The organism is Sphingomonas aurea, assembly GCF_030678875.1.
In the GTDB taxonomy this organism is placed as follows: domain Bacteria; phylum Pseudomonadota; class Alphaproteobacteria; order Sphingomonadales; family Sphingomonadaceae; genus Sphingomonas; species Sphingomonas aurea.
Genome location: NZ_JAUUDS010000010.1, coordinates 45,324 through 67,627, shown reverse-complemented (window position 1 = coordinate 67,627; position 22,304 = coordinate 45,324). Strand labels below are relative to the sequence as shown.

The 22,304-nt window shown below is 69.0% G+C and carries 27 protein-coding genes; 16 read left to right on the top strand and 11 right to left on the bottom strand.

The window, feature by feature from the left end:
• Complete coding sequence (gene ubiG / locus Q5H91_RS15090; protein ID WP_305174273.1) at positions 1–729, top strand: bifunctional 2-polyprenyl-6-hydroxyphenol methylase/3-demethylubiquinol 3-O-methyltransferase UbiG; 729 nt, start codon at positions 1–3, stop codon at positions 727–729.
• Positions 730–735: 6 nt separating this feature from the next.
• On the opposite strand, the gene Q5H91_RS15085 is transcribed toward ubiG, so the two are convergent.
• The 6 genes from Q5H91_RS15085 to pyrE are packed head-to-tail and all read right to left on the bottom strand — an operon-like array spanning position 736 to position 4,951.
• A complete protein-coding gene (locus Q5H91_RS15085; protein WP_305174272.1) occupies positions 736–1,788 on the bottom strand; it encodes an AI-2E family transporter in 1,053 nt (350 codons plus the stop codon).
• A complete protein-coding gene (gene lepB, locus Q5H91_RS15080; RefSeq protein WP_305174271.1) occupies positions 1,785–2,744 on the bottom strand; it encodes a signal peptidase I in 960 nt (319 codons plus the stop codon). The genes Q5H91_RS15085 and lepB overlap by 4 nt, the downstream gene beginning before the upstream one ends.
• The gene (gene acpS / locus Q5H91_RS15075; RefSeq protein WP_305174270.1) at positions 2,741–3,166 is read right to left on the bottom strand and encodes a holo-ACP synthase; all 426 of its coding nucleotides are present in this window, start codon (positions 3,164–3,166) and stop codon (positions 2,741–2,743) included. The genes lepB and acpS overlap by 4 nt, the downstream gene beginning before the upstream one ends.
• Positions 3,163–3,891, bottom strand: coding sequence for a pyridoxine 5'-phosphate synthase (locus Q5H91_RS15070; protein WP_305174269.1), 729 nt, complete (start codon positions 3,889–3,891; stop codon positions 3,163–3,165). The genes acpS and Q5H91_RS15070 overlap by 4 nt, the downstream gene beginning before the upstream one ends.
• Positions 3,888–4,373 (bottom strand): hypothetical protein, encoded by a 486-nt coding sequence (locus Q5H91_RS15065; RefSeq protein ID WP_305174268.1) that lies wholly within the window; start codon positions 4,371–4,373, stop codon positions 3,888–3,890. The genes Q5H91_RS15070 and Q5H91_RS15065 overlap by 4 nt, the downstream gene beginning before the upstream one ends.
• Positions 4,370–4,951 carry an orotate phosphoribosyltransferase gene (gene pyrE / locus Q5H91_RS15060; protein ID WP_305174267.1) on the bottom strand — a complete coding sequence of 194 codons (582 nt, stop codon included), beginning with the start codon at positions 4,949–4,951 and terminating at the stop codon, positions 4,370–4,372. Before pyrE ends, Q5H91_RS15065 begins: the two co-directional genes overlap by 4 nt.
• Before the next feature lie 237 nt (positions 4,952–5,188).
• On the opposite strand from pyrE, the gene coxB reads away from it, so the two are divergent.
• The 11 genes from coxB (at position 5,189) to Q5H91_RS15005 (ending at position 15,107) form a co-directional block, all read left to right on the top strand.
• A complete protein-coding gene (gene coxB / locus Q5H91_RS15055; protein WP_305174266.1) occupies positions 5,189–6,364 on the top strand; it encodes a cytochrome c oxidase subunit II in 1,176 nt (391 codons plus the stop codon).
• Position 6,365: 1 nt separating this feature from the next.
• Positions 6,366–8,033, top strand: coding sequence for a cytochrome c oxidase subunit I (gene ctaD / locus Q5H91_RS15050; protein WP_305174265.1), 1,668 nt, complete (start codon positions 6,366–6,368; stop codon positions 8,031–8,033).
• Positions 8,034–8,293: 260 nt separating this feature from the next.
• Positions 8,294–9,172, top strand: a complete 879-nt coding sequence (locus Q5H91_RS15045) for a type 1 glutamine amidotransferase (RefSeq protein ID WP_305174264.1) — start codon at positions 8,294–8,296, stop codon at positions 9,170–9,172.
• 65 nt (positions 9,173–9,237) lie between these two features.
• On the top strand, positions 9,238–10,140 hold the full coding sequence (locus tag Q5H91_RS15040) for a heme o synthase (RefSeq protein WP_305174263.1): 903 nt from the start codon (positions 9,238–9,240) through the stop codon (positions 10,138–10,140).
• A complete protein-coding gene (locus tag Q5H91_RS15035; protein WP_305174262.1) occupies positions 10,137–10,274 on the top strand; it encodes a cytochrome c oxidase system small membrane protein in 138 nt (45 codons plus the stop codon). Before Q5H91_RS15040 ends, Q5H91_RS15035 begins: the two co-directional genes overlap by 4 nt.
• On the top strand, positions 10,271–10,819 hold the full coding sequence (locus tag Q5H91_RS15030) for a cytochrome c oxidase assembly protein (protein WP_305174261.1): 549 nt from the start codon (positions 10,271–10,273) through the stop codon (positions 10,817–10,819). Before Q5H91_RS15035 ends, Q5H91_RS15030 begins: the two co-directional genes overlap by 4 nt.
• Positions 10,820–10,891: 72 nt before the next feature.
• Positions 10,892–11,803: a cytochrome c oxidase subunit 3 gene (locus Q5H91_RS15025; protein WP_305174260.1), complete on the top strand. Its 912-nt coding sequence runs from the start codon at positions 10,892–10,894 to the stop codon at positions 11,801–11,803.
• A 97-nt stretch (positions 11,804–11,900) separates the two neighbouring features.
• The gene (locus tag Q5H91_RS15020) at positions 11,901–12,254 is read left to right on the top strand and encodes a DUF983 domain-containing protein (RefSeq protein ID WP_305174305.1); all 354 of its coding nucleotides are present in this window, start codon (positions 11,901–11,903) and stop codon (positions 12,252–12,254) included.
• Positions 12,251–12,835, top strand: a complete 585-nt coding sequence (locus Q5H91_RS15015; protein WP_305174259.1) for an SURF1 family cytochrome oxidase biogenesis protein — start codon at positions 12,251–12,253, stop codon at positions 12,833–12,835. The genes Q5H91_RS15020 and Q5H91_RS15015 overlap by 4 nt, the downstream gene beginning before the upstream one ends.
• An 11-nt stretch (positions 12,836–12,846) precedes the next feature.
• A complete protein-coding gene (gene thrC / locus Q5H91_RS15010; RefSeq protein ID WP_305174258.1) occupies positions 12,847–14,241 on the top strand; it encodes a threonine synthase in 1,395 nt (464 codons plus the stop codon).
• Positions 14,238–15,107, top strand: a complete 870-nt coding sequence (locus Q5H91_RS15005; protein WP_305174257.1) for a class I SAM-dependent methyltransferase — start codon at positions 14,238–14,240, stop codon at positions 15,105–15,107. Before thrC ends, Q5H91_RS15005 begins: the two co-directional genes overlap by 4 nt.
• Positions 15,108–15,110: 3 nt before the next feature.
• Here Q5H91_RS15005 and Q5H91_RS15000 read toward each other — a convergent pair whose 3' ends face one another.
• Genes Q5H91_RS15000 through Q5H91_RS14990 form a run of 3 tightly spaced genes read right to left on the bottom strand, consistent with a single transcriptional unit; the run spans position 15,111 to position 16,734 of the window.
• A complete protein-coding gene (locus tag Q5H91_RS15000) occupies positions 15,111–15,746 on the bottom strand; it encodes a heme exporter protein CcmB (protein WP_305174256.1) in 636 nt (211 codons plus the stop codon).
• Entirely contained in the window at positions 15,743–16,330 is a 588-nt protein-coding gene (ccmA, locus tag Q5H91_RS14995) for a heme ABC exporter ATP-binding protein CcmA (protein WP_305174255.1), read from the bottom strand. The genes Q5H91_RS15000 and ccmA overlap by 4 nt, the downstream gene beginning before the upstream one ends.
• Positions 16,327–16,734: a metallopeptidase family protein gene (locus Q5H91_RS14990; RefSeq protein ID WP_305174254.1), complete on the bottom strand. Its 408-nt coding sequence runs from the start codon at positions 16,732–16,734 to the stop codon at positions 16,327–16,329. The genes ccmA and Q5H91_RS14990 overlap by 4 nt, the downstream gene beginning before the upstream one ends.
• Here Q5H91_RS14990 and Q5H91_RS14985 point away from each other — a divergent pair.
• Entirely contained in the window at positions 16,723–17,088 is a 366-nt protein-coding gene (locus tag Q5H91_RS14985; RefSeq protein ID WP_305174253.1) for a 4a-hydroxytetrahydrobiopterin dehydratase, read from the top strand. The genes Q5H91_RS14990 and Q5H91_RS14985 overlap by 12 nt on opposite strands.
• A 52-nt stretch (positions 17,089–17,140) precedes the next feature.
• Here the strand turns inward: Q5H91_RS14985 and Q5H91_RS14980 are convergent, their stop codons facing one another.
• On the bottom strand, positions 17,141–17,422 hold the full coding sequence (locus Q5H91_RS14980; RefSeq protein WP_305174252.1) for a hypothetical protein: 282 nt from the start codon (positions 17,420–17,422) through the stop codon (positions 17,141–17,143).
• On the bottom strand, positions 17,422–18,465 hold the full coding sequence (locus tag Q5H91_RS14975) for a glycerophosphodiester phosphodiesterase (RefSeq protein ID WP_305174251.1): 1,044 nt from the start codon (positions 18,463–18,465) through the stop codon (positions 17,422–17,424). Before Q5H91_RS14975 ends, Q5H91_RS14980 begins: the two co-directional genes overlap by 1 nt.
• Before the next feature lie 43 nt (positions 18,466–18,508).
• Here Q5H91_RS14975 and Q5H91_RS14970 point away from each other — a divergent pair, with 43 nt between their 5' ends.
• Genes Q5H91_RS14970 through Q5H91_RS14960 form a run of 3 tightly spaced genes read left to right on the top strand, consistent with a single transcriptional unit; the run spans position 18,509 to position 22,264 of the window.
• Positions 18,509–19,045, top strand: coding sequence for a 2Fe-2S iron-sulfur cluster-binding protein (locus tag Q5H91_RS14970; protein ID WP_305174250.1), 537 nt, complete (start codon positions 18,509–18,511; stop codon positions 19,043–19,045).
• Positions 19,042–20,025 carry an FAD binding domain-containing protein gene (locus tag Q5H91_RS14965; RefSeq protein WP_305174249.1) on the top strand — a complete coding sequence of 328 codons (984 nt, stop codon included), beginning with the start codon at positions 19,042–19,044 and terminating at the stop codon, positions 20,023–20,025. The genes Q5H91_RS14970 and Q5H91_RS14965 overlap by 4 nt, the downstream gene beginning before the upstream one ends.
• A 4-nt stretch (positions 20,026–20,029) precedes the next feature.
• On the top strand, positions 20,030–22,264 hold the full coding sequence (locus tag Q5H91_RS14960; protein ID WP_305174248.1) for a xanthine dehydrogenase family protein molybdopterin-binding subunit: 2,235 nt from the start codon (positions 20,030–20,032) through the stop codon (positions 22,262–22,264).
• The last annotated feature ends 40 nt before the right edge of the window (positions 22,265–22,304 follow it).

Below are 22,304 nucleotides of genomic sequence, written 5' to 3'. Positions count from 1 at the left end.
ATGGTGAGCGCAAGCAGCACGATCACGCCGTCAGAGGCAGTGCATTTCGGCAAGATGGCGGCGGACTGGTGGGACCCGAAGGGCTCGTCGGCGATGCTTCACCGGCTGAACCCGGTGCGCCTCGACTATCTGCGTCAGGCGGTGGACCTGCACTGGGACGGCGACGCGACCAGCTTCGTGCCGCTGTCGGGTCGGCGGGCGCTGGACGTCGGCTGCGGTGCCGGGCTGCTCGCCGAGCCGCTGGCGCGACTGGGTGCGGCCGTGACCGGTGTCGACGCGGCGCCGGAGAATATCGCCGTGGCGCAGGCACATGCCGCCGGCTCCTCGCTCGCCATCGACTATCGTGCGGGTGGGATCGAGGCGGTGGCGGGCGAGACGTTCGACCTGGTCACCAGCCTGGAGGTGATCGAGCATGTCGCCGATCCGGCCAGCTTCGTGCGCGGACTTGCGGCGGCGCTGGCGCCGGGCGGGCTGATGATCCTGTCGACCCCCAACCGCACGCCGCTGTCGCGGCTGGCGATGATTACGCTGGCCGAAGGCACCGGCGCGATCCCGCGCGGCACGCACGATTGGGACAAGTTCCTGACGCCCGAGGAACTGACCGTCCTGGTCGAGAGCGAGGGGCTGCGCGTCCGCGACCTGCGTGGGCTGACCTGGTCGCCGACGCGCGGCTTCGTGCTGGGGTCGTCGACGGCGCTCGACTATCTGATGACGATCACCCGCGCCTGAGGCGCATCACGCCTCTTCGTTCCGCTCCGAACTCCGTTCCAGCGCCGCCTTGGTCATGGCGGTGAAGGGGTCGGCGAGCGCCAGCCCCATGATCCCGAACAGGGCGCTCGCCAGGATCTGCGCGCCCAGCGTCAGTGCCGGCGGCAGGTCGACCGTCTTCTTGGCGACGATCGGCAGCAGGACATAGCCGTCGAAGGTCTGGACCACGACATAGGTACCGATCGCCCAGAAGCCGATGTTCGGTCCCGCCGAGAAGCCGACTGCGATCATCAGCGCGCCCGAGATGAAGGCGCCGATATTGGGAATGAAGGCGAGCAGCCCGGTCAATATGCCGAGGATCATCGCCATCGGCACACCCCCGGCCATCAGCGCCAGCCACGTCAGGATACCTTCCGCCACCATCCCGAGCAGCCGCCCGGCGAGCAGGCGGCGCAGCGTGAAGCCCATCCGCTGGAGCACGACGGCGAATTCGACCCGCTTGTCGCTGGGCACCATCCATTGCAGCCCGCGGACATAAGCGCCCGGGTCCATCGCCAGGAACAGCCCGAGGACCAGGATCATGAACATGCTGGTCAGCGCCCCGACGGCGGTGCCGACCCATGAGGTGATCCGCCCGACCGACCCCAGCGCCTGACGCACGATGCCGCTGACGTCCGACGCGCCGGGCATCAACCCCTGTTCGGTCAGCCAGCCGGTAAAGGCCAGCGCCTGCGCCTCCAGCGTCGAACGCAGCTGCGTGACCTGTGCGGTCACCTGCACGCCCGCCAGGTAGAAGGTGCCGATCAGGAAGGCGACGACCAGCAGGACAACGATCAGCAGCCGCCAGCCCCGCCCGATCGGCAGCACCCGGCCGAGCAGGCGGACGCCGCCGTCGAACAGGGCCGCCACGACGATGCCGGCGAAGATGATGAGGAGCGGCTGGACCAGCAGCACCGCCAGGGCCAGCGCCGCGACCAGCCCGACCCAGACGCCGGCACGCCGCAGCTCCGCCCTGACCCGTGGATCGCGCAGTTCCGCCGGAGCGGGCTCGGCAGCGATCCGGGGTGCCTTGTTGCTCACTCGGCGATGGCCGGGTGGAGCGAGGTGCCGGCCCTGCCGGAGCGCAGCGAGCCCCACCAGGTCAGCGGATTGAGCGTCGCATCGCCGTCGAGGCTGAAGGTCACGAACTCGGCGCGCCCGCCGATATTCTCGTAGGGCACCGGCCCGCCCAGACCCAATTCGCTCAGCGCGTAGCGGCTGTCGGCCGACCGGTCGCGATTGTCGCCCATCAGGAAGACGCGGTTCGCCGGGATGGTGATCGGTCCGTAATTGTCGCCCGGGCTCCAGCCCAGCTCGATCGTGTCGTAGCGGCGGCCGTTGGGCAGCGTCTCGGTGATGGTCGGCAGGCGGCACACGATGCGCCCGCCCGGCAGCGTCTCACGCGCGCCCGGATAGTCGCTCGGCGAGCACGGGCTGTTGGTGTCGACCGGGATCAGCGTGTCGTGGATCGGCCCGCGGCGCACGGGCTGGCCGTTCAGGATGACGAGGCCGTCCTTCACCTGCAACCGGTCGCCCGGCAGGCCGATCACCCGCTTGATATAGTCGGTACGCGTACCCGGCGGAGTGACGATCACCACGTCCCCGCGCGTCGGCAGCGAACCGAGCAGACGCCCCCGCCACTCGGGCAGCGACACGCTCCAGCTGTCGACCGGCTGGCGCAGCACCGCTCCCTTGAAGATCGCGACCGGGTTGGGGATCGTCGGCGACACGAACGACCAGCCATAGGCGAACTTCGACACCACCAGCCGGTCGCCGACCTGCAAGCCCGGCAGCATCGATTCGGACGGGATGTAGAAGGGCTTGGCGACGAAGCTGTGGAAGCCGAGCACGATCAGGATCAGCCACAGGATGCCCTTGACCTCCGCCCACCAGTCGGTGCCGGCCCGCTTCACCTTCGTATCCGGGGCGGCGGGTGGCGCCGTCGGCTCCGCGACAGTGGGGGGGGCCTCGTTGCCGTTCAACGTCGCTTCCTTCATTCGGGCCGGCCACCTTCCGGTAGAGCTGGGATCGCCTCGATCACCACAAAGGCTTGTGCCCAGGGGAGATCGTCGGTCATGGTCAGATGTACGCGCGCCGCCATGCCATGCGGGACCAACGCGTCAAGCCTCGCCTTGGCCCCACCGGTCAGCGTCAGCGTCGGCGCACCCGAGGCGGCGTTGACCACGCCGATGTCGCGCATGAACACGCCGCGCTTGAAGCCGGTGCCGACCGCCTTCGAAAACGCCTCCTTGGCGGCGAAGCGCTTCGCCAGCGTCGCGGCATAGGTAAAGGGCCGGCGCTTCGCCTTGGCCAGCTCCACCTCGGTAAAGACGCGATTCTCGAACCGCGCGCCGAACCGGTCGAGCGACGCCTGGATGCGATCGATGTTGCAGAGGTCGGAGCCGAGGCCGAGGATCATCGCGCCGCGTCCATCTCCGCCCGCATCCGCCGGACACTCTCGCCCAGGCCCACGAACATCGCCTCGCCGATCAGGAAATGGCCGATGTTCAGCTCGCGCACCTGAGGGATCGCCGCGATCGGACCGACATTGTCATAGGTCAGGCCGTGACCGGCATGGACCTCGATCCCGTTCTTCGCCGCCAGCGCCGCGGCGTCGGCGATCCGCCGCAGCTCCGCGTCCCGCGCGTCGCCTTCCAGCTCGCAGTAGCGGCCGGTATGGAGTTCGACGGCCGGCGCGCGCAGATGGATCGCCGCCTCGATCTGGCGAGGATCGGGTTCGATGAACAGCGACACGCGGATGCGCGCGTTCGACAGCTCCGCGACCAGCGGGACCAGCTGGTTGTGCTGGCCGGCGGCGTCGAGCCCACCCTCGGTCGTGCGCTCCTCGCGCCGCTCGGGCACGATGCACGCGGCGTGCGGCCGGTGGCGCAGCGCGATCGCCAGCATCTCGTCGGTCGCCGCCATCTCCAGGTTCAGCGGGATGGTGAGCGCCTCCGACAGCCGGGCGATGTCGTCGTCCGTGATGTGCCGACGATCCTCGCGCAGGTGTGCGGTGATGCCATCCGCCCCGGCCTCGGCCGCGAGCAGCGCCGCGCGCACCGGATCGGGGTAGCCGCTGCCGCGCGCGTTCCGCACTGTCGCGACGTGATCGATGTTGACGCCGAGGCGCAGCGGCCGCGTCATCGCCGCGCTCCCGTTCCGGCGATCATCGCCAGCGCGGCTGCCGATCCCAGCCCGGCCGCGGCCTGCATCGCGCGACTGCCGGGCGGCAGCAGCAGCGCGCCCGCGTCGATCGCCGTCATGATCCCGGCCAGCCGCAGATACTGCGGACCGCCGCCCGCCCACCACAGTCCGACGAAGTGAAGCCCGACGATGATGCCGACGACCGGGATGAGGTAGCCGCCAAGGCCGACCCGATCGAGCAGGAACCCGGCCAGCGCGATCGCGCCGAATTCGAGTGCGACCGACAGGCGGTACCGCCGCATGTCGAACAGGCCCGTGCGGCGCTCGTTCATCCGCCATGCCCGCACCCCGAGCAGCAAGATCGCCGCTAGACCAAGGGCACCGGCCAGGTATCGCCACGGCAGCGGCAGCGCGACCGCGCCGAGGAAGAGCCACAGCGCCGCGAACGCCAGCCCGATCGCCCGGCCGGTGAACGGGCTCATGCCGCGCGGCTGCCGGGCTTGATCGCCGGGATTGCCGCGAGTTCGGGCGGCAGCGCGTCGGCGGCGTAGCTCGGCACGTCGAGCCGGATGAGCGGATGGAACGGGACCCCTAGATCGACGCTGCCGTTCGACCGATCGACCAGCGCCGCCGCGGCGATCGTCTCCGCCCCCGTCGCGGCGATCGCGGCGATCGCCTCGCGAGAGGACAGGCCGGTGGTCACCACGTCCTCCATCATCAGCACCTTCTGCCCCGGCGTCAGGCGAAAGCCGCGGCGCAGCTCGAACGTGCCCGTCGGCCGTTCCAGGAACATCGCCTCGACGCCCAGCGCCCGCGCCATCTCCTGCCCGGCGATCACCCCGCCCATCGCCGGGGAGACGACGACCTGGATCGCGGCACGGACATCCGCCGGCAGGCGCTCGGCCAGCGCCTCGGCTAGGCGGGCGCCGCGGCGCGGGTCCATCAGCACGCGCGCGCACTGGAGATAACGGGGCGAGCGCAGGCCCGACGACAGGATGAAATGCCCTTCCAGCAGCGCGTCGGCGGCGCGGAATTCGGCCAGGACATCGTCGTCGGTCATGCGCTTTTCCCTGTTGCGGACGCGCGCGCCATACGCCCGGCGCCAGGTTCCGGCAACGCCCGCCGATGGTGATCCACGGCAGCTTTGCAGCAATGCCTGCGCCATTTTCGTTGCAGCCGCTTGAGGGAGCGGCACCCCCGGCGTATAGGCCGTGCCCAAAGCGGGCATGGAACGCCGTGCCTGACGACCCGGTCCTCCTTCGGACCGGCCCAACGAACAACGGGGTAACGACGAACGATGTCCATCAAGGGGTTGAAGCGAATCGCGATCGCGGCGGGGCTCGCGCTGGCGGGCCTGTCGACGGTCGCGAGCCATGCGGCGGCCCCTGCGGCGCCGGTTTCGGCAGCGACGCCACAGGCCGCGGCCGAGCCCGGCAACGTGTCGAACATCGCGCCCACCACCGCCGCGGCGACCGCGCCGGCCGCCCCCAACAGCCCGCTGCTCGCGGTCGACGGCGCACCCGGCGCACTGCCGACGCCGGGCATCGGCCAGCCGACCAACGGCGTCTTCGGGCTCCAGCCGCAGGTGACCCGCAACGGCGAGTTCGCGCACTGGATGCACAATGCGGTGCTGTTCCCGGTCATCACGGTCATCTCGCTGTTCGTGCTGGCGCTGCTCCTGTGGGTGGTGGTCCGCTACCGCGCCTCGGCCAATCCGACGCCGTCCAAGACCAGCCACAACACCTTCATCGAGGTGATCTGGACGCTGCTGCCGGTCGTCATCCTGGTGCTGATCGCGGTGCCTTCGATCGGGCTGCTCCAGGCCCAGTTCAAGCCGGCACCGGCCGGCGCCGTCACGCTGAAGGCGATCGGCAACCAGTGGTACTGGACCTACCAGTATCCGGACAATGGCGGGTTCGAGGTCACTGCCAACCTGCTGAAGGAAAAGAACGAGGTCGCCGCAGGCGAGCGGTTCCGCACCGATGCCGACGGCCCCCGCCTGCTGGCGGCGGACAACCGCATCGTCCTGCCGGTCGGCGTGCCGATCCGCCTCATCACCACCGCCAACGACGTGATCCACAGCTGGGCGGTCCCCGCCTTCTGGATCAAGCTCGACGCGATCCCCGGCCGCCTGAACGAGACGAGCTTCACCATCGACAAGCCCGGCCTGTATTTCGGCCAGTGTTCGGAGCTGTGCGGCGCGCGCCACGCCTATATGCCGATCGCGGTAGAGGCAGTGTCGCCGGCGCAGTTCGCCGCCTGGGTCCGCGCCAAGGGCGGCACCATGCCCGCCGCCGGCACCCCGTCGGACAAGGTGATCCCGCAGCCGGGCGCCGATGGCTCCGCCGCCAAGCAGGAGGCGGGCGAGACGACCGCCAACGCCACCGGCCCGGTCGAGAACGCCACCGTCGCCGCCCCCACTTCTCCGCAGGGCGCGACCAACAACCCCGCCACCGGCAACGCTGGACAGTAAGATGACCGATACCGCGCTCCACCCGTCCGCGTTCCACGCACACGGCGACCATCACGACCACGCCCACGATGCGGATCACAAGCCGGCGTTCTTCGCCCGCTGGTTCATGTCGACCAACCACAAGGACATCGGCACGATGTACCTGATCTTCGCGATCGTCGCGGGGATCATCGGCGGGTCGATCTCGGGCCTGATGCGCGCCGAACTGGCGCACCCGGGCATCCAGTATCTGGGCACCTGGGCGAGCCTGCTCCACGGCGGGCCGCAGAGCCTCGACCAGTCGCTCCACCTGTGGAACGTGCTCATCACCGCGCACGGCCTCATCATGGTGTTCTTCATGGTGATGCCGGCGATGATCGGCGGGTTCGGCAACTGGTTCGTGCCGATCATGATCGGGGCGCCCGACATGGCGTTCCCGCGGATGAACAACATCAGCTTCTGGCTGCTGATCCCGTCGTTCACGCTGCTCCTCGCCTCGCCCTTCTTCGGCGGTGCGGGCAATGGCTGGACGCTCTACGCGCCGCTCTCCACCTATGGCGAGCCGGGGCCGTCGACCGACATGGCGATCCTGTCGCTCCACCTTGCGGGCGCAAGCTCGATCCTGGGTGCGATCAACTTCATCACCACCATCTTCAACATGCGCGCGCCGGGCATGACCCTGCACAAGATGCCGCTGTTCGTGTGGTCGGTGCTGGTCACCGCCTTCCTGCTGCTGCTGGCCCTTCCGGTCCTCGCCGCGGCGATCACCATGCTGCTGACCGACCGCAACTTCGGCACCACCTTCTTCGATCCCGCCGGCGGCGGCGATCCGGTGCTGTACCAGCACCTGTTCTGGTTCTTCGGCCATCCCGAAGTGTACATCATGATCCTGCCGGGCTTCGGCATCGTCAGCCAGATCATCGCCACCTTCAGCCGCAAGCCGGTCTTCGGCTATCTCGGCATGGCCTACGCCATGGTCGCGATCGGCGTGGTCGGCTTCGTCGTGTGGGCGCACCACATGTTCACCACCGGCCTGTCGGTGAATACCAAGATGTACTTCACCGCCGCCACGATGGTCATCGCGGTGCCGACCGGCATTAAGATCTTCTCGTGGATCGCGACGATGTGGGGTGGATCGATGCGCTTCCCGACCCCGATGGTTTGGGCGATCGGCTTCATCTTCATGTTCACGGTCGGCGGCGTGACCGGCGTCGTGCTCGCCAATGGCGGCATCGACGATTACATGCAGGACACCTACTACGTCGTTGCCCACTTCCACTATGTGCTGTCGCTGGGCGCGGTGTTCTCGCTGTTCGCGGGCTTCTACTACTGGTTCCCGAAAATGTCGGGCCGGATGTACAACGAGTTGCTCGGCCAGCTGCATTTCTGGGTGTTCTTCATCGGCGTGAACGTGATGTTCTTCCCGATGCACTTCCTGGGCCTGCAGGGCATGCCGCGCCGCTACCCGGACTATCCGGATGCCTATGCGCACTGGAACACCATCGCGACGATCGGCTACATGATTATGGCCGCGGGCATGGCGATCTTCTTCGTCAACCTGATCTGGTCGCTGCTCGCCGGCAAGAAGGCGGAGGGCAATCCTTGGGGCGCCGGTGCCACGACGCTGGAGTGGACCCTGTCCTCGCCGCCGCCGTATCACCAGTTCGAGACCCTGCCGAAGATCGACTGAGGCAGGTGCGAGGCGCGTAGCCCAGGCTACGCGCCGGTGCGGCAAGGCCGCACGCACCGGCCCGGCCCGGCCGACATGGCGCAGCCATGATCGACGACACGGAATCAACTCCCGTGTCGGGCCCATAAGAAAGAGACGCCCCGGAGGACCACCTCCGGGGCGTTTCTCGTTTCAGAAGGTGATCCAGTTGAACAGGCAGCCGGAGCAGGACGGCAGCGGGTGCGTTGACCCCGCAGATGCCTATCCCACCCGGACTGCCGATGCAGCATGACACCCCGCTCCGCTTCCTGATCGTCGAGAGCGAAACCGCCGCCGAGCGCGACACCCGCCGCCGCTCGGCCGGCAAGAGCGCCGGCGAGAGCTTCGCCGCAACGCTCGAGCAATTGTCGCCACGCGCGCGGATCGAACTGGTCACCCCGTCCGATCCCGATGCCGACATCCCCAACCCGGACGAGATCGCCACCCATGACGCGGTGTTCCTCTCCGGCTCGCCGCTTCACGTCTATGACGAGACGCCGGAAACCCGCCGTCAGATCGCCTTCATGCGCGCGGTGTTCGCCAGCGGCACACCCAGCTTCGGCTCCTGCGCCGGCCTTCAGGTCGCCGTGGCGGCGGCAGGCGGCAAGGTGCGATCGATGCCGTTCCGGCAGGAGGCGGGGATCGCCAGGCGGCTGATGCCGACCGAAGCGGGCCGCGACCATCCCCTCCTCTCCGACCGCCCGGCGGTCTGGGACGCGCCAGCGATCCACGGCGACGAGGTCGAGGACCTGCCGCCCGATGCCACGCTGCTCGCCACCAGCCTCGCGGTGCGCGTGCAGGCGGCGGAGATCCGCAGCGGCGACGGCATCTTCTGGGGCGTGCAGTATCATCCCGAACTCAGCCCCGGCGAGATCGGCGCGGCGCTACGCCGGCAGGCCGAGACGCTGGTGGAGGACGGGCTGTGCCGCGACGCCGACGATGTCGAGGCACAGGCGGCGCTGTTCGACCGGCTCCACGACGCGCCCGGCGACCATGCGACTCGCTGGAGACTGGGAATTGACGCCGAGTTCGCCGAGGAACCGCGCCGCCGCACCGAACTGATCGCCTTTATCGAGCGGCTGGTGATCCCGACACGGATGCGGCGCAGGCAGATCGCGTAGCAACCTCGCCTTAGCAACTTCGACTGTCCCTTGCCCCCGCGCACGCGTATAGGCGCGGGCAGATTATGGACACGACCACTCCCCTGCTGCCGCCGGCCGACTGGCGCGACTTTCTGGCGCTGACCAAGCCGCGGGTGATGACGCTGGTGGTCTTCACCGGCCTGTGCGGCATGCTGGCAGCGCCGGTCGGCGTGCATCCGGTGATCGGCTTCACCGCGATCCTGTGCATCGCACTCGGCGCCGGCGCGGCGGGGGCGCTGAACCAATGGTACGAGGCCGATATCGATGCCGCCATGCGCCGCACGCAGCAGCGGCCCTTGCCCGCCGGCCGCATGGACCGGCAGGCGGCGCTGCATTTCGGGGTCGGCCTGTCCGCCTTCTCCGTCATACTGATGGGGTTGGCGGTGAATCTGACTGCGGCAGCGATCCTGCTGGTGTCGATCCTGTTCTACGTCCTGATCTACACCGTCTGGCTGAAGCGGCGGACGCCGCAGAACATCGTCATCGGCGGCGCCGCGGGCGCGTTTCCGCCGATGATCGGCTGGGCGGCGGCAACCGGCGACGTGGCGCTGCTGCCATTCCTGATGTTCCTGCTGGTGTTCCTGTGGACCCCGCCGCATTTCTGGGCGCTCGCGCTGTTCGTGAAGACAGATTACGCCAATGCCGGCGTGCCGATGCTGCCGGTCGTCGCCGGTGAGCGGGTGACGCGGCACCAGATCGGGCTCTACACCGTCCCGATGGCGATTGCCGCCGTCGCACCTTGGCCGTTGGGGCTGACCGGCCCGCTCTACGGTATCGCCTCGCTGGTGCTGACCGGCATCTTCGCCGCACTGGTGTTGCGCGTCGCGACCCGCCGCCAGGGTGAGGGCGACACGATGAAGCCCGAGAAGCGGCTGTTCAGCTACTCGATCCTCTACCTGTTCGTGATCTTCGGCGCGCTGGTCGCCGATCGTTGGATGATGGCATGACCCCCGAAGACGAAAAGCTTATCCGCCGCCGCCAGGCCGGCCGCGCGCGCGTGATGGCGCTGCTGCTAGGCGGGCTCGTCCTGCTGATCTTCGCGATCTCGATCGCCAAGATCCAGCTCGGCATGCACGGATGACCTCTCCCGCAGGCGACCGGCGGATGCGCACCGCGATGCTGGCCGTGCTCGGCATCTGCTTCATGACCGGGCTCGCCTGGGCCAGCGTGCCGCTGTACCGGCTGTTCTGCCAGGTGACCGGGCTGAACGGCACGACCCAGCGCGGGCTGGAGGCGCCGGGCGCGACGACGCGACAGGTGCGGGTCGACTTCGACGCGAACGTCAGCCCCAAGCTGCCCTGGCGCTTTCGCCCGGAGAACCCGTCGGATACGGTGGCGGTCGGCGCGCGTGACATGGCGTTCTTCACCGCGACCAACACATCCAACCGGCCGATCACCGGCACTGCGACGTTCAACGTCACCCCGGCACAGGTCGGCAAGTATTTCACCAAGATCCAGTGCTTCTGTTTTACCCAGCAGACGCTGAAGCCGGGCGAGACGGCGCGGATGCCGGTAATCTTCTACGTCGATCCCAAGATGCTTGACGATCCCGATGCCGCGGATGTCGAGACGATCACCCTGTCCTATACCTTCTACCCGTCAGAGGCGGTGAAGACCGCCGGCTAACCCCCCTGCCGGCCATTGCGATTCGCCGGGTCGCCGCTTACAGCGGGTCCGATAAGCCAACAGGGAAGCGACATGGCCGGCGCCAAGAACCACGATTACCATATCCTGCCCCCCAGCATCCTGCCGCTCTACACGTCGATGGCGGCGCTGGTGATGGCGGCAGGCGGCATCATGTACATGCACGAGGGTGCGGGTGGCGGCTGGATCTTCCTGATCGGCTTCGCCGCGGTGCTGTCGGGCATGTATATGTGGTGGGCGCAGGTGATCCGCGAGGCGCATGCCGGCGATCACACCCCGGTCGTCCAGCTGCATTTCCGCTACGGCATGATCCTGTTCATCGCGTCGGAGGTCATGTTCTTCGTCGGCTGGTTCTGGGCGTTCTTCGACTTCTCGCTGTTCCCGACCGCGATGCAGTTCGTCGACGGGCAGGTCGAGCGCGCCGCAGAGGGCGCGACCGCGATCGCCGCCGCCTGGCCGCCCAAGGGGCTGGAGGTCATCAATGCCTTCGAGCTGCCGCTGCTCAACACGCTGATCCTGCTGACCTCGGGCACCACGGTGACCTGGGCGCACCACGCGCTGATCCACAACCAGCGCGGCGGCGAGAAGACCGGCCTGTGGGGTCTGCTGGGCGTCGGCAACCGCGACGGCGTGCTGAAGGGCCTGTGGCTGACGGTGGTGCTGGGCGCGGTGTTCAGCGCGATCCAGGCGTACGAGTATGCCCATGCGCCCTTCCCGTTCAAGGGCATCAACTATGGCGCGTCGTTCTTCATGGCGACGGGCTTTCACGGTTTCCACGTTCTGGTCGGGACGATCTTCCTGATCGTCTGCCTGGTCCGCGCCTATCGGGGTGAGTTCACGCCGAAGCAGCATTTCGGCTTCGAGGCGGCGGCCTGGTACTGGCACTTCGTCGACGTGGTGTGGCTGTTCCTGTTCGTCACCGTCTATGTCTGGGGCGGCTGGGGCGCGCCGGTCCACGGTGGCTGATCCGGTCGGCGCGGGCGAGCCCGCGCCAGGCGGCAAGGGAGCGCCCGCGGCGGAGACGCCGTCGGGCGCTCCGTCCGTTTCGACACCTGTCCCCACGATCGCGCAGGTCGCGCTGAAGGGCCTGTGCCCCCGCTGCGGCGCGCGGACGCTGTTCGGATCGCTGCTGGGCTTTGCGGACTGGTGCTCCGTGTGCAGGCTCGATTTCGCCCAGTTCAACGTCGGCGATGGGCCGGCGGCCTTTCTCACCCTGATCCTTGGCGCGATCGTCACCGGGCTGGCGGTGTGGCTGGAGCTGGCGGTCGGGCCGCCGCTCTGGGTGCACATGCTGCTGTGGATACCGTTCACCGCTGCGGGCGTGGTCGGCAGCCTGCGCCTTGCCAAGGCGGCGCTGCTCGCGTCGGAGTATCGCAACGCCGCGCGCGAGGGCAAGATCGCGGGGCCGGAGGCGTGAGGCGCCTGCCGCTGATCCCGACCCTGATCGTCGCGCTGGCGGTGGCGGCGATGATCGCGCTCGGCCTGTGGCAGCTGACCGATCGGCTGCCGAAGAAGGAGGCGTTCCTGGCCCAGCTGGCCGACAATCCGGCGCGGCCACCCGTCCCCTTCCCCACCACCCCGGACGACCGGCTGCTGTTCCGGCGCAGCGCCGCGGACTGCGCGCCACCGGTGGCGGTGAAGCTGGCGGGTGCCGGTGCCGCGGGGTTCCGCTCCATCGCGACCTGCGCGGGCGGCACGATCGTCCAGCTCGGCACGACCCGCGATCCCAAGGCGCAAGTGCGCTGGAGCGGGGGGCCGGTCACCGGCTATATCGGCCACGCGCCCGATGGCCGTTCGCTGATCGGATCGCTGTTAGACCATCGCCCGCCGCTGCCGATGCTGGTGGCGATGCCGCCCGCCGCCGGGCTGTCGGCCAACGCGCCGCCCGATATCGGCGCGGTGCCCAACAACCATCTGGCCTATGCCGGGCAGTGGTTCTTCTTCGCGGCGATCGCGACGATCGTCTATGTGCTGGCGGTGCGGCGGCGAGAGCGCTAGGCGGTTCCGCCATGCGCTATCACAGCACCCGCGGGGCAGCCCCCGTCCTCGATTTCCGTGGCGCGACGCTGGCCGGGCTGGCGAGCGACGGCGGCCTCTATGTGCCGGAAAGCTGGCCGACGCTGACCGCCAACCAGATCGCCGACCTGGCCGGCCTCTCCTATGCCGAGACGGCGGTGCGGATCATGCTGCCCTTCGTCGGCGACACGCTGAGCGAGGAGGAGCTTCGCGACCTGTGCGAGCAGGCCTATGGCCGGTTCAGCCATGCCGCCGTCACGCCGCTCGTCCAGCTCGACCATGACCAGTGGCTGCTGGAGCTGTTTCATGGGCCGACGCTGGCGTTCAAGGACGTCGCGCTCCAGCTCCTCGGCCTGCTGTTCGAGAAGTTCCTGACCGGATCGACCCGCCGGCTGACGATCATCGGCGCGACCAGCGGCGACACCGGGTCGGCGGCGATCGACGCGGTGGCGGGGCGTGAGGGGATCGATATCTTCATGCTCCACCCTGCCGGCCGCGTGTCGGACGTGCAGCGGCGCCAGATGACGACGGTGCTCGCCCCCAACGTCCACAACATCGCGATCGAGGGCGATTTCGACCAGGCGCAGGCGCTGGTGAAGACCATGTTCGCGACGCAAGCGTTGGCCGATCGCTTCAGCCTGTCGGCGGTGAATTCGATCAACTGGGCGCGGCTGATGGCGCAGGTGGTCTATTACTTCTACGCCGCGGTGCGGCTCGGCGCGCCGGGTAAGGCGATCGCCTTCTCGGTCCCGACCGGCAATTTCGGCGACGTGTTCGCCGGCTATGTCGCGGCGCGCATGGGACTGCCAGTCGAGCGGCTGGTGGTGGCGACCAACGTCAACGACATCCTGCACCGTGCGCTGTCGTCGGGCGATTACAGCAAGGGCAAGGTCGAGCAGACCGCGACCCCGTCAATGGACATCCAGGTCTCGTCCAATTTCGAGCGGCTGCTGTTCGACCTGGGCGGGCGGGACGGCGCGGCGATGGCGGCGCAGATGCGCGGCTTCGACGCGTCGGGGGCGATGCGGCTGACCAACGCGCAGCAGCAGGGGGCGGCCGGACTGTTCGCCAGCGCGCGCGTGGACGGCAACGATATGGCGCTGGCGATGCGCTGGGCGTGCGAGCATGCCGGCGAGACGATCGACCCGCACACCGCCATCGCGCTGAGCGCTGCCCGCGCGCTGGACACGACCGCGCCGGTGGTGACGCTGGCGACCGCGCATCCGGCGAAGTTCCGCGATGCGGTCGAGCGGGCGACCGGGCTGCGCCCCGGCCTGCCGGCGCGGGTCGGCGACCTGTTCGACCGCGAGGAGCGCTACGTCACCCTGCCCGCGACGCTGGCGGCGGTGGGCGATTACGTGGCGGCACACGCCACCCCATCGGCATGACGCTGGCGACGCTGATCGGGGAGCCCTGGGCGGATTACGGCCTGGTCGATTCGGGGCATGGCCGCAAGCTGGAGCGCTATGGCCGGTTCCGCTTCGTCCGGCCCGAGCCGCAGGCGATGTGGGCGCCGGCCAGCGACGACTGGCGCGCCGATGCCGAGTTCGTGCCGGGATCGGACGAGGACGGTGGCGGTCAGTGGCGCTACGTCGGACAGGTGCCGCGCGACGGCTGGCCGCTGAAGTGGAACGAGGTCAGCTTCACCGCCCAGAACACGCCCTTCCGCCACCTCGGCTTCTTCCCCGACATGGCCCCGGTGTGGGACTGGATGCGCGGGCAGGTCGCCGGCGTCGAGGCGGCGGAGTGCATGAACCTGTTCGGCTATACCGGCGTTGGCACGCTGGCGCTGGCGAGCAAGGGCGTGCGGATGGTGCATGTCGATGCCTCGAAGAAGTCGGTCGAGGCGGCGCGGGGCAATGCGGCGCTGTCCGGCATGGCCGACGCGCCGGTGCGCTGGATCGTCGACGATGCCGCCAAGTTCGTGGCGCGCGAGGTGCGGCGCGGGCGGCGCTATGACGGGATCCTGCTCGACCCACCCAAATATGGCCGCGGGCCGGAGGGCGAGGTGTGGCGGCTGGAAGAGGATCTGCCCGGCCTGATCGCCGACTGCCGTCGCCTGCTCGACGAGCGGTCGCGCTTCCTGTTCCTGACCGTCTATGCGGTGCGCATGTCCGCGCTGGCGATCGGCGAGCTGCTGCGACAGGCCTTTGCCGACCTGCCCGGGACGGTCGAGATGGGCGAACTGGGCGTGCGCGAGGAAGCGCGCGGGTTGGTGCTGCCGACCGCGATCTGGGCGCGGTGGAGCCGCTAGGATTTAGTCCATCCCTGCCCGGAGCGCCGCACCGGCGACGAACGGCGCGCCGGCGACCAGCAGCAGGCTGACCGCGGCGAGCAGCTTCAGCCCCCCTGCCCCGCCGCCGATCGCACCGGCACCGAAGATCAGGAGTGGGATGGCGAGCGGCAGCATGACCAGCCCCGCCACCGCTCCGGCGCCGCGCAGGCCCGCGGTCAGCGCGGCGGTCGCGACCGCCAGCGCGGCGAGGCCGGGGGTGCCGAGCAGCAGCCCGATCTCGACCGCGACCAGCGTCTCGCCCGACAGGCCGAGCAGCCCGGCGGCGATCACCGTCGCCGCCATCAGCGGGGGCGCGAAGGCGAGCCAGTGGGCGACCGTCTTGGCGCCGGTGACCAGCGCCAGCGGCATGCCGCGCACCGCAAGCTGGTCGATCACCCCCGCTTCCAGATCGGGCGCGATCAGCCGCTCGACCGGCAGCAGCGCGGCGAGCAGCGCGGCGGCCCAGATCACCCCGCCGCCGACCCGCGCCAGCAGCGCCGCATCGGGACCGATCGCGAAGGGGAACAGCGTCGCCACGAGCAGGAAGAAGATGACGACCAGCGTCGCCCCGCCCCCCGCATAGAAGCGGCGGACGTCGCGCCGGATCAGCGCGATCATGCTGTCGCCTCCAGCGCCGGCTCCAGCGCGATCGTCCGCGCGCCGGGCAGGTCGAGCGGCAGGTGGGTGGCGATCAGCGCGGCACCGCCGCCAGCGCGGTGCGCCGCGATCATCGCCGCCAGCCGCACCACCGCCGCCGTATCGAGGCCGTTGGCCGGCTCGTCGAGCAGCCAGAGCGGCGCCGGGCTGGCGGCGATGCGGGCGAGGCCGGCGCGGCGGCGCTGGCCGGTTGACAGCAGCCGGACGGGCACGTCGGCCAGTGCGGTCAGGTCGAGCATGGCGAGTGCGGCGGCGATGCGGTCGTGCGTTCCGTCGACCCGTGCCCAGAAGCCGAGCGCGTCGGCGAGGCGACGGTCGGGGTCGAGCGCACTCCGCTCGTCGAGCAGCGCCGCCGGTGCCGCCCGAACGGTGCCGGCCTCCGCCCTCAACAGGCCGGCGACGAGGCGCAGCAGGCTCGACTTGCCGGCGCCATTGGGGCCGGTCACGACGGCCGCCCCGCCAGCCTCCAGCACCAGGTCCAGCGCCTCGAACAGTCGCCGACCACCGCGCAGGCAGGTGACGGTGTCGAGCGTCAGCAGGTTCAACCCGCCGCCTCTTCCAGCGCGTGCATGTCGTCGTCGGACAGGCCGAAATGATGGCCGATCTCGTGGATGGTGACATGGGCGACGAGGTCGTCGAGGCGAACGCCGGTTTCCACCCACTCGTCGAGGATCGCGCGGCGATAGAGGTGGATGCGGTCGGGAAGCGCGCCCGATTCCATCGACGACTTCTCGCCGACCGGGCGGCCCGAATAGATGCCGGTGAGGTCGAGCGGATGGTCGATGCCGAGCGCGGCCAGCGTCTCCTCGTCCGCGACTTCCTCGACGATCAGTACCACGGCGCCGAGATGCGCGGCGAAGGCGGCCGGCAACCGCGCGATCGTGTCGTGCGCGATTGATTCGATCAGGTCGGCGTCGGGCGCCGTGCCGGTGAAGCCTTGCCGATCCATCCCCACCGCCATAGGCGTTGCCGCTCGGCGACGGCAAGCGTCGCGAACCGGAGGGCGATGATGATCGAGGCGCTGAGCGAGACCGAGCGGGCGGACGCACTCGACGGCCTGCCTGAATGGGATCACGACGAGGCGCGCGACGCGATCACCAGGACGATCGTCTTCGCCGACTTCATCGAGGCATTCGGCTTCATGACCCAGGTCGCGCTGATCGCCGAGCGGATGAACCATCATCCGGAATGGGCTAACGTGTACAACCGGGTCGACGTGCTGCTGACGACGCACGACGCGGGCGGATTGTCGTCGCGGGACATCGAAATGGCGCAGGCGATCGACGCGATCGTGGAGGAGTAGGACAGCCCAGCCGTCATCCCGGCGAACGCCGGGACGACGGGTCAGGCGCGATCTACCGCCGCACGTCGTCGGCGCGGTAGCCCTGATACTCGCCGCAATCGTCGGGATTCCTGCGGCAGCGCTTTTCCCACTCGCGGCGCTCCTTGCCCTCGCGAGCCTCCGCCTTGCGCATCTTGCGGCCGTAGTTGCGGTCGGCCTCTTCCTGGCTGGTGGTGGTCCAGTCGACCGCTTTGCCGGCGACCTGGAACGGCGCCTTCACCACCGACGCTGCGGTGCTGAGGCAACCGCCGGCCAGCAGCGGGAGAACAAGGACGATAGGCAGGGTGCGACGCATTACTCTCTCCGCGGAACCGCGCGATCACGGGTTTGTACGCCGATTAGCGGGAAATCGGTGAAGAAACCGTCGATCCCGAGCTTCAGCGCGGCATGGATTTCGCCCGCCACGTCGCCATGCGCGGCGAGATCGTCGCCACGGCGATATGGGGGCGGCAGGAACTGGTTCTCGGCGCGGAAGGTCCAGGGGTGGACGCGCAGGCCGGCCGCATGCGCGTCGCCGACCAGCGTCGCCGTCACCTGCGCCTTGGCCGGGCCGATGCCCCAGGCATAGGTGGCGACCTGCCTCAGCCCCGCCGCGCTGGTCATTGCGGCATAGCTGGCGACGGCCTTGTCGGCGGGACCGCCGGTCGCGTCGACCAGCTGGATCAGGCGCAGTTTCGTCAGCGTCTTCAGATGCTTCAGGTTCGCGACCTCGAACGACTGGATGAACACCGGTGCGTCCGGGGTGGTCCAGCCGGCGGCGTGCAGCTGCCGCACCAGCGGCGCGTCGGTGGGCAGGCCAATCGACGCGAAATAGGTCGGGTGCTTCGTTTCGGGATAGATGCCGACATGCCGGCGTTTGGCGAGTGCGATCACCTCGGCAAGGGTGGGGATCTCGAACCGTCCATCGAACACCACGTTGGCGGGCCGCAGCTGGGGCAACCGCTCGCGGGCACGCAGCGTCTTCAGCTCGGCGAGGGTGAAATCCTCGGTGAACCAGCCGGTCACCGCCTCGCCGTCGATAGTCTTGGTGGTGCGGCGAGCGGCAAACTCCGGATGGGCGGCCACATCGGTGGTGCCGCCGATCTCGTTCTCGTGCCGGGCAACGAGGACGCCGTCTTTAGTGGGCACCAGGTCGGGCTCGATCACGTCGGCGCCCTCGTCGATCGCCAGCTCATAGGCGGCGAGCGTGTGTTCGGGGCGTTCGCCGCTGGCGCCGCGATGGGCGATCACGATCGGGGAGGAGAGTCGGGTCACAAGGCTATCCTGCGCTGGCGCCGCGGCCGATGCCAGCAGGGTGGCGGTGATAACCACTCGCAACGGGAGCCGAGGGTTGGACATGGCGTTCTCCTGCTTAACAGATCTTGGACGAGGCGGCGGCGCGATGAAGTGGACGATCAACGGCAGGTCATACGAGGCGGAGGTCGATGTACGCACCACGCTGCTCGATCTCGCGCGCGAGCATCTGGGTCTGACCGGATCGAAGAAGGGCTGCGATCATGGGCAGTGCGGGGCATGCACGATGTTGGTCGGCGGACGCCGAATCAACGCCTGCCTGTCGCTTGCCGTGATGCATCAGGATGACGAGATCGTGACGATCGAGGGGCTGGGTCAGCCCGGCAACCTGCATCCGCTGCAGGACGCGTTCGTCCGGCACGATGGGTATCAGTGCGGCTATTGCACGCCGGGGCAGATCTGCTCGGCGGTGGGCATGCTCGACGAGGTCAAGAAGGGCTGGCCCAGCCATGTCTCTGCCGACCTGACCGAGGTGGCACTCGACGATGCCGAGATCGGCGAACGGATGAGCGGCAATCTGTGCCGCTGCGCCGCCTATCCCAATATCGTCGATGCGATCCGCGAGGTGGCAGGGGTCGACGACCGGGAGCCGGTGCTGGAAACCGCGCGGGAGATCGGGGCATGAAGCTGTTCACCTATGAACGCGCCGCCAGCGCCGATGCGGCGGTCGCCGAGGGCGCGGCGCCAGGCACGAAGTTCATCGCGGGCGGCACCAACCTGCTCGACCTGATGAAGCTGCAGATCGAGACGCCCGAACGGCTGGTCGATATCAGCCGTCTGCCCCTGAACACGATCGACGAGCGGGAGGATGGCGGGCTGACGATCGGCGCGCTGGTACCGAACAGCGATCTGGCCGCCGACCCCCGCGTCATCGAACGGTACGAGGTGCTGAGCCGCGCGCTGCTGGCGGGCGCGTCGGGGCAGTTGCGCAACAAGGCGTCGACCGGGGGCAATCTGCTCCAGCGGACGCGCTGCTATTATTTCTACGACACCGCCATGCCCTGCAACAAGCGGGCGCCGGGCAGCGGCTGTTCGGCGATCGACGGCTATAATCGCATCCTCGCGGTGCTCGGCACCTCGGACAAGTGCATCGCGACCCACCCGTCGGACATGGCGGTGGCGATGCGCGCGCTGGATGCGACGGTGGTGACGCAGAAGGCGGACGGCGACCGGCGGCGGATCGCGATCGGCGACCTCTATCGCCTGCCCGGCGACACGCCCGAGGTGGAGACGGTGCTGGAGCCGGGCGAGCTGATTACCGCGATCGAGCTGCCCGTGCCGGTCGAAGGCGCACGCCATCTGTATCGCAAGGTGCGCGACCGGGCCTCCTACGCCTTCGCGCTGGTGTCGGTCGCGGGCGTGGTGACGATGGATGGCGACACGGTCGCCTCCGCCGCGCTGGCGTTCGGCGGGCTCGGGCCGATGCCCTGGCGCGACCCGGCGGTGGAGGCGGCGATCGTCGGCAAGCCGGCAAGCGATGCCAGCTTCGCCGCAGCCGCCGACGCGCTGCTGGCGAATGCCAAGGGCTTCGGCAGCAACGATTTCAAAATTCCGCTCGCCCGGCGCACGCTGATCGCGTCGCTGCGTGAACTGACGGGAGTATAAGGCGATGTTCGGTTTCGGCGACAAGACCAACAGCCTGACGATGAACGAGCCGGTGCCCGAGAGCCTGCTCGATACCGGGGCGCAGGGCGTGATCTCTCGCCCGCTCGACCGGGTCGACGGCCCGCTGAAGGTGTCGGGCACGGCAACCTATGCGGCGGAATATGCGGTGCCGGGGCTGGTGCACGGCGTGCTGGTCGGCGCGAAGATCGGGCACGGCAAGGTGCTGGCGATCGACGTCGAGGCGGCAAAGCGCGTGCCCGGCGTGATCGACGTCGTGGTCGATTTCGACACCTTCATCCGTAACGCACAGCAGGGCGGCGAAGAGGGCGCGCCGACGCAAGGCGTCAAGCAGGTCGATTATTTCGGCCAGATCGTCGCGATCGTGCTGGCCGACACCTACGAAGCCGCGCGCGAGGCGGCGCTGAGCCTGCCGGTCGAGTATGAATACAAGGCCGGCACCTACGACTTCGAGGCGCACAAGGACGAGGCGGAGACACCGCCGCGCGGGCTGATCCCGCCACACTACAGCCAGGGCGATCCCGACACGACATATGACGCGGCGCCGGTGAAGCTGGACGTGACCTATGTCACCCCCAGTCAGAACTCGGCGGCGATGGAGCCGCACGCCTCCATTGCGATGTGGGAGGATGACGCGCTGACGCTCTACGGTGCGTACCAGATGCCGACATCCGATGCATCGCAGCTGGCCAAGTCGCTCGGCGTGTCCGTGTCCAAGGTGCGGATCATCAGCCGCTATATTGGCGGCGGGTTCGGGTCGAAGCTGGGTATCGCCCCCGAGAGCGTGGCGGCCGCGGTCGCGGCCAAGCAGCTCGGCCGCCCGGTCAAGGCGGTGATGATGCGCCAGCAGGTGTTCGAGGCGACGCCCCGTCGCTCGAACACCGAGCAGCGTATCCGGCTGGGCTGCGACGCGGACGGGCGGATCGTCTCGTTCGTTCACGACTCGTTGGTCGCGAACCTGCCGGGCGAAAGCTTCTTCGAGCCGGTCGGCATCGGCAGCCACTCGCTATATTGCGGCGAGAACCGGCGGATCAACCACGACATGGTGCGGCTGAACCTGGGTCTGACCGGGTCGATGCGCGCGCCGGGCGAGGCGGTCGGCATGGTCGGCGTGGAATGCGCCATCGACGAGCTGGCCGAGCAGATGGGGATGGACCCGATCGAGCTGCGCCGGATCAACGATCCGCTCAAGGATCCCGAGAAGGACGTCCCCTTCTCGTCGCGGATGCTGACCCGTGCGCTCGACGAGGGAGCCAGGCGGTTCGGCTGGAATCAGCGCAACGCGACGCCGGGCAGCCGGCGCGAGGGCGAGTGGCTGGTCGGGATCGGCGTCGCCGCCGCGACCCGCAACAACCAGTTGCAGAAATCCTCGGCCAAGATCGAGCTGAAGCCGGACGGGACGGCGGTCGTCTCGTCGGCGATGACCGATATCGGCACCGGCAGCTACACGATCATGGCGCAGATCGCGGCCGAGGTGCTGGGTCTGCCGGTCGAGCGGATCGTGATGAAGCTGGGCGACACCAACGATCCCCCGGCCGCCGGATCGGGCGGATCATGGGGTGCGGCATCGGCCGGGTCGGCGGTCTATCTGGCGGCCGAGGCGCTGCGCGAGCAGTTGGCCAAGGCGATGGAGGTCGATCCCGGCGACCTGACGCTGAAGGACGGCGAGGCGATCGGCGGAAATCGCCGTCGCAGCATCGCCGAGCTGGTCGGCGACGGGATGGAGGCAACGGGCGAGATCGTCCCCGGCAAGCAGGAGAAGCAGTTCACCCAGGCCAGCTACGGCGCGCACTTCGCCGAGGTCGGGGTGAACGTCGTCACCGGCGAGGTACGGGTGCGGCGGATGCTGGGCGTGTTCGCAGCGGGACGCGTGCTCAACGCCAAGACGGCGCGGTCGCAGTGCCTGGGCGGCATGACCTTTGGCATCGGCTGCGCGTTGACCGAGGACCTGATCCACGACCCGCGCAACGGCAAGCTGGTGAACCGCGACCTGGCCGAATATCATGTCCCGGTAAATGCCGACGTGCCGCAGCTGGAGGTGCATTTCCTCGACGAGCGCGACATCCACGCCAATCCGATTCATGCCAAGGGGATCGGCGAGCTGGGCATCTCGGGCGCGGCACCGGCGGTGGTGAACGCGATCTACAATGCCTGCGGAGTGCGGGTGCGCAACCTGCCGGTGACGTGCGACAAGCTGCTGGCGGGACTGCCGGCGCTTTGAAAATTCCTCCCCACTCGTGGGGAGGGGGACCAGCGCAGCT